The following is a 6189-nucleotide window of genomic DNA, read 5'->3' on the forward strand; positions in this document are numbered from 1 at the left end:
CCACCGAGTTCTACACCGCGCTCCAGGAGAGTGTGGCCCACGAACTGGCCGTGATCGACGTGGCGGTGGCGTCCGGCGACCCCGACGCACGTCTGCGCGGCCCGGAGCTGATCGTGGTCCTGGAACTCGTCGACGGTCTGGAGCGCGAGGTGCTCGACGCCGTGCTCTCGCGTCTGGCTCAGCGCTGGGCGTCGGACGACCGCATCGCCGTCCTGGCGGACTCGCTCACGGTGAAGCTCCGCCGCAGCGTCTGAGCGCGCTTCGCTACGATCGGGGCATGTCCCGAGGTCTCCTGCGCGCCATCGCCGTCGTTGCTCTCCTCGGGGGCGCCGTTACCGGCAGCTCGGGCTGCGCGCTGGCTTGCCCCGCGATCGGATGGACGAACGCCGTCGCACTCGAGACCAGCGCCGTAGCGGGGGTGGTGGCGGTCCAGTTCTGCGTCGCGGGGGAGTGCTCACCGGCGCCGGGTACCGAGCCGACCTCATCGACCAACCTGTTCATGGTGACGCCTCAGGGTGACGGGACGTGGGTGCTCGGGTTCGACATGTCGACGCCCGACGGCGTCGACATCCGCCTGTTCGACGCCCAGAACACGCTCATCCACGAGTCCGAGGAATCGATCTCGTGGACGCACTCGGATGAGCCGTGCGGCGGCCCCTCGACCGCGGATCCGATCGTCCTCGAATCCTGAACTAGTTGACCGGCCCGGTCCACTTCTCGCCCGGACCCTTGCCGATGGGGTCGGGGATCGTCGATGCCTCGCGGAACGCGAGCTGCAGGGAGCGGAGCCCGTCGCGGAGCGAGCGTGCGTGCATGTCGCTGATCTCGGGGGCGCCGGCGGTGATGAGCCCGGCGAGGGCGTTGATGAGCTTGCGAGCCTCGTCGAGGTCGAGCTGTGCCGCCGCGTCGGGGTCGTCGGCGAGGCCGAGCTTGACGGCGCCGGCGCTCATGAGGTGCACGGCCGCCGTGGTGATCACCTCGACCGCGGGTACGTCGGCGATGTCTCGAGTGGCCGACGACGCAGCCTCCTCCTGACGTGCCCAGCGCTCTTCGCGCTCGCGTGCAGCCTCGTCCGGTGCCTGGTTCGTCACTTCGCCTTGCTTTCTGTTAGACTTTGGCGGGCTCCGGAGCGTCATGCTCCGGATCGAAAGAGGATTCACTTCCCACCCGCGCTTGCCGTTCAAGGCTACCGGGTCTTGCACTCCACCGGCTCCGTTCGCAAGACGGACCCGGCAGGCAGGGTGCGGAGCCGGCGTCTGAATGCCGGTGGGTGGGGACGATTCCGATTTCGCCCGTGATGCAGACAGCGTCGCGGTGGCCGAATCACATCGTCTAAGGAGTTCCGCATCAGCGATCCCCGTACCAATGAGCGCATCCGCGTCCCCGAGGTCCGCCTCGTCGGCCCCGCGGGTGAGCAGATCGGCGTCGTCCGCATCGAGGCAGCGCTGCGCCTCGCGCAGGAAGCCGATCTCGACCTCGTCGAGGTCGCCCCCAACTCGAAGCCGCCCGTCGTCAAGATCATGGACTACGGCAAGTTCAAGTACGAGGCCGCCCAGAAGGAAAAGGAAGCGCGCCGCAACCAGGCGAACACGATCCTCAAGGAAGTCCGCTTCCGTCTGAAGATCGAGGCTCATGACTACACGACCAAGCTGAAGCGCGCCGAGGGCTTCCTCAAGGCCGGCGACAAGGTCAAGGCCATGATCCTGTTCCGCGGTCGTGAGCAGTCGCGTCCCGAGCAGGGTGTGCGTCTGCTGCGCAAGTTCGCCGAAGACGTGGCCGAGCTCGGAACGGTCGAGTCGAACCCGACCATCGACGGTCGCAACATGGTCATGATCGTGGCTCCGCTGAAGAGCAAGTCCGAGGCCAAGCAGGAGCAGAACGCGGTTCGCGACGCGCAGCGCGCGGCGAACAAGCAGGCATCCCGCGACGCCAAGAGCGATGCCGACGCACCGGCAGAAGCTGCCGCGGAGTAGATCCGCCCCAGAACTCCCGCACCGCGGGTTGACACCGTCGCCTGAGAAGGCGCCATACGAAGGAAGAGAAGATGCCGAAGCAGAAGACCCACTCGGGTGCTAAGAAGCGCTTCAAGATCACCGGCAGCGGCAAGCTGAAGAAGCAGCAGGCCGGGATGCGCCACAACCTCGAGCACAAGTCGAGCCGTCGCACCCGTCGTCTGAACCAGGACCAGGTGCTCTCGAAGGCTGACACCAAGGTCGCGAAGAAGCTTCTCGGCCGCTGACGCGCGCCCGAACGCACGAATAGGAACACAGGAAAATGGCAAGAGTCAAGCGGGCAGTAAACGCCCACAAGAAGCGCCGGGTCATCCTCGAGCGCGCAAAGGGTTACCGCGGTCAGCGTTCGCGCCTCTACCGCAAGGCCAAAGAGCAGGTCATCCACTCGCTGGTCTACTCGTACCGTGACCGTCGCAAGCGCAAGGGTGACTTCCGTCGCCTCTGGATCCAGCGCATCAACGCTGCGGCTCGCCAGAACGGCATCACGTACAACCGCTTCATCCAGGGCCTCGGCCTCGCGGGTGTCACCGTCGACCGTCGCATGCTCGCCGACCTCGCGGTCAACGACGCTGCCACGTTCACGACGCTGGTCGAGACGGCGAAGAAGGCTCTGCCCTCCGACGTCAACGCACCGAAGTCGGCTGCGTAAGCATCTCGCTTCCTACGGGCGTCTTCCTTCGGGGAGGCGCCCGTTTCGCGTATCCGGCGTCCGCGGTGACCCTAGACTGTGAACGTGCTGGAGAACCCCCGTTCGCCCCGAGTCCGTGCTGTCGCGAAGCTGACCAAGCGCAGCGCGCGAACCGAGACGGGCCTGTTCCTTCTGGAAGGTCCGCAGTCGGTGCGTGAAGCACTCACGTATCGCCCGGAGGCGATCGTCGAGCTGTTCGCGACGCCGAGCGGGTGGGAGAAGCACCCGGACATCCGTGCCAAGGCCGCCGACGCCGACATCGACGTCGAGTACGTCACCGAGTACGTATTGAACGCGATGGCCGACACGGTCACTCCGCAGGGATTGGTCGCCGTCGTCCAGCAGACTCCGACCTCGGTGCGTGACATCTTCGATGCCTCGCCTCGTCTCGTGGCGATCTGCGAAGAGGTGCGCGACCCCGGGAACCTGGGCACGATCATCCGCGCGGCCGATGCGGCGGGCGCGGATGCGGTCGTGCTGACCGGCCGGACCGTCGATCCGTACAACCCGAAGGTCGTGCGCGCCACGACCGGGTCGCTGTTCCACCTCCCGGTCTCGGTCGGGGGAGACCTCGCCGACGTCGTGAAGCGCGCGCACGCCGCGGGTCTGCGCATCCTCGCCGCCGACGTGAAGGGCGCCGATCTGCTGGAAGCCCGCGCGGACGGAGTGCTCGCCGAGCCGACGGGATGGCTGTTCGGAAACGAGGCGCGGGGTCTGGAAGACGATGCCCTCGCCTTGGCCGACCAGGTGCTGCGGCTGCCGATCTTCGGCAAGGCCGAATCCCTCAATCTGGCGACCGCTGCGAGCGTCTGCCTGTACGAGAGCGCCTTCGCACAGCGGGCGACCTCTGTCGGCTGACGTCCGGCCGACGAAGGAAGCGGGTCACAGGGTCGATGAGGATTCTGATCGTCGAAGACGACGACCGTGTCGCTGGGGCGCTCGAAGCGTTCCTCGCGCGGTCGGGCTACGCGACCGTGCGCGCCTCCGATGGGGCGTCGGCGCTGGCTCTCCTCGGCGCTGACACCGAGGTCGTGCTCCTCGATCTGGGACTCCCCGACATGGACGGCGTCGACCTGTGCCGCCGCATCCGCGGACGCTCCGAGGTTCCGATCATGATCGTGACCGCGCGCAACCAGGTCGCCGAGCGCATCAAGGGACTGCGTGCCGGCGCCGATGACTTCGTGGTGAAGCCCTACGACGTGCATGAGCTTCTGGCCAGGATCGAGGCCGTGACCCGGCGTTCGCGGCCGATGCGCCCGGATTCCGACGCGCGGGTGCTGCTCCTCGGGGGCTCGCTGGAGATCGACCTCGTCGGGCGGCAGGTCCTGGTCGACGGTGCGCCGATCGAGCTCACCCGCAAGGAGTTCGACATCATCGCGGTGCTCGCACGCTATCCGGGTGTGGCGGTTCCGAAGGAGCGTCTCATCCGTGAGGTGTGGAACACGGACTGGCGGGGCTTCGGGCATTCCCTCGAGGTGCACGTCGGGGCGATCAGGAAGAAGACCCGATCCCGCGGTGTGATCGAGACCGTGCGCGGCGTCGGCTACCGTCTCGTGGGGTCCTGAGCCGTGCGTCGACGTCTGGTCATCGTCTTCCTCGTCCCGCTCGTGGCGATCCTGGTCGCGCTGGGCGGTGCGGCCGGATGGAGTGCAGCCCGAAGCGTGCAACAGTCGTTCTACACGCAGCAGCTCGGCGACCTCGGCTACTTCATCACCAGCGCGCGTCAAGCGCTTCGATCGGGCAGCGCGGCGGTGATCGATGCCGAGGTCGTCCGTTTCGAGGAGGTGTACGGCATCGAGGTGACGGTCTTCGATCTCGGCGGTGCCCCCTGGGCGGCGGGGGAGCATGGCTCGACCGTGCTCGCGGAGGAGGACGCGGAACGGGTGCGGCTGGCGCTGTCCGGGCGACGCGCCGAGCAGCCGGCGGCCGTTTTCCCCTGGACGGTGGCGGATGCCGCGCTGGCGGAGCCGGTCTTCGACGACGGCGACGTGATCGGGGCCGTGCTGGTCGCCGGAGATGTCGACGCCCCCCGGGCCGCGATCGTGCAGCAGCTTCTGATCATCTCCGCCATCGCACTGGTGCTGATCGCGCTGGGCGTGCTGCTCGTCTTCCGGCTCGCCCGATGGGTGCTGTCCCCGGTGAGGCGGCTGGACGAGGCGATGGTGGCCATCGAGCGGGGCGAGATGGACGCGCGTGTCCCCGAGGATGCCGGGCCACCGGAGCTCCGCCGCATGGCGCAGGTGTTCAACGGCATGGCCGACGAGATCGAGCGCGTCATGACGCGACAGCAGGAGTTCGCGCTGAACGCCTCCCACGAGTTGCGCAACCCCCTCAACGCGCTGCTCCTGCGCGTGGAGCACCTCGCGACCGGGCTCGGGCGGGAGTGGCGCGACGACGTGGAGGAGACGCGGGAGGAGGGGCGTCGGATGACGCGGATCCTCGAGACACTGCTCGGCCTCGCACGCGGCGGGCGCGTGGACACCACGATCTCCGCCGTCGACCTCGCGACTCTGTCCGCCCGCCGCCTCGAGGCCTGGCGCGACGTCGCCGGGCAGCGGGGGATCGCCCTGCGTTCGGCGGGGGACCCGTCGGTGATGAGCGTGACCGACCGGACGGTCGTGGAGAGCGCGCTGGACGCCGTGATCGACAATGCCGTGAAGTTCTCGCCGGACGGTGCGTGGATCGGCATCGGAGCGCATCGCGAGGGAGACGTCTGTCGGATCACGGTCCGCGATCATGGTCCGGGGCTGTCCGCCGAGCAGGCGGCGGCGGCGACGGACAGGTTCTGGCGGAGCGCCGAGAGCGCGGACACGCCGGGCTCCGGACTCGGACTCGCGATCGCGAGCGACCTGCTGGCGACGGTCGGCGGCGAGGTGGCGGTGGCAGCGGCCGACGGCGGTGGACTCGAGGTCGTGCTGCTGCTCCCCGACAGGACGACCCCATGATGGCCGTTGGGCGGCGGGTGGTCGCCGGAATCCTCTCGGTCCTGCTGCTCGGGGCGCTCACCGCATGCAGCCAGCGCGCGAGCGAGTGGACCGACGCCGAGTACGCGATCGCGGCGGGCGGCCCCACGGGGGTCTACTACGACTACGGGAGCCATCTCGCCGAGGCGCTCTCTGCAGACCTGGACATCAGGATCGTCGGGCAGGAGACGGCCGGGTCCGTGGACAACCTGCTGCGCGTGGACTCCGGTGAGGCGCTGCTGGGCTTCGCGCAGGGCGATGCGGCAGCCGATGCCGTGGCGGGAACCGGCGCCTTCGACGCGCCCCTCCAGGTGCGGGCTCTGGCGCGTCTCTACGACGAGTACGTGCAGGTCGTCGTGCGCGGAGACTCCGACATATCGAGTCTCCCGGAGCTGGAGGGGCGCACCGTGTCGCTCGGTGCGGAGAACTCCGGGGTGAACGTGATCGCCTCACGCGTCCTGGACACCGCCGGCGTCGGCGTCGGGTCCGTCCGCGATCCCCAGCTCGACCTCGGGGAGTCGAGGGG

General features: G+C 68.6%; 9 protein-coding genes and 1 pseudogene. 9 read left to right on the forward strand and 1 reads right to left on the reverse strand.

The window, feature by feature from the left end; genetic code table 11:
* Both ACNPM4_RS08530 and ACNPM4_RS08535 read left to right on the forward strand, forming a co-directional pair.
* Positions 1–254: pseudogene (locus ACNPM4_RS08530) on the forward strand (SseB family protein); the annotation flags it as partial.
* A 23-nt stretch (positions 255–277) separates the two neighbouring features.
* Positions 278–691 carry a hypothetical protein gene (locus tag ACNPM4_RS08535; RefSeq protein ID WP_105710845.1) on the forward strand — a complete coding sequence of 138 codons (414 nt, stop codon included), beginning with the start codon at positions 278–280 and terminating at the stop codon, positions 689–691.
* Position 692: 1 nt separating this feature from the next.
* Here ACNPM4_RS08535 and ACNPM4_RS08540 read toward each other — a convergent pair whose 3' ends face one another.
* Positions 693–1091, reverse strand: coding sequence for a DUF1844 domain-containing protein (locus ACNPM4_RS08540; protein WP_029262488.1), 399 nt, complete (start codon positions 1089–1091; stop codon positions 693–695).
* A gap of 231 nt (positions 1092–1322) precedes the next feature.
* Between ACNPM4_RS08540 and infC the strand changes: the two genes are divergently transcribed.
* From infC to ACNPM4_RS08575, 7 genes are all read left to right on the forward strand, one after another.
* Positions 1323–1973, forward strand: coding sequence for a translation initiation factor IF-3 (infC, locus tag ACNPM4_RS08545; RefSeq protein ID WP_081860006.1), 651 nt, complete (start codon positions 1323–1325; stop codon positions 1971–1973).
* A 71-nt stretch (positions 1974–2044) separates the two neighbouring features.
* Positions 2045–2239 (forward strand): 50S ribosomal protein L35, encoded by a 195-nt coding sequence (gene rpmI, locus ACNPM4_RS08550; protein ID WP_017828564.1) that lies wholly within the window; start codon positions 2045–2047, stop codon positions 2237–2239.
* 35 nt (positions 2240–2274) lie between these two features.
* A complete protein-coding gene (gene rplT / locus ACNPM4_RS08555; protein WP_029262486.1) occupies positions 2275–2661 on the forward strand; it encodes a 50S ribosomal protein L20 in 387 nt (128 codons plus the stop codon).
* 84 nt (positions 2662–2745) lie between these two features.
* Positions 2746–3558, forward strand: coding sequence for a TrmH family RNA methyltransferase (locus tag ACNPM4_RS08560; RefSeq protein WP_262002626.1), 813 nt, complete (start codon positions 2746–2748; stop codon positions 3556–3558).
* 35 nt (positions 3559–3593) lie between these two features.
* A complete protein-coding gene (locus ACNPM4_RS08565) occupies positions 3594–4265 on the forward strand; it encodes a response regulator transcription factor (protein WP_105710843.1) in 672 nt (223 codons plus the stop codon).
* A 3-nt stretch (positions 4266–4268) separates the two neighbouring features.
* Positions 4269–5645: a sensor histidine kinase gene (locus ACNPM4_RS08570; protein ID WP_029262483.1), complete on the forward strand. Its 1377-nt coding sequence runs from the start codon at positions 4269–4271 to the stop codon at positions 5643–5645.
* Positions 5642–6189 (forward strand): TAXI family TRAP transporter solute-binding subunit (locus ACNPM4_RS08575; protein WP_448985399.1); only part of this gene is annotated, 548 nt, incomplete at its 3' end. The genes ACNPM4_RS08570 and ACNPM4_RS08575, both read left to right, overlap by 4 nt.

The sequence above is a fragment of the Microbacterium umsixpiens genome (assembly GCF_053543675.1).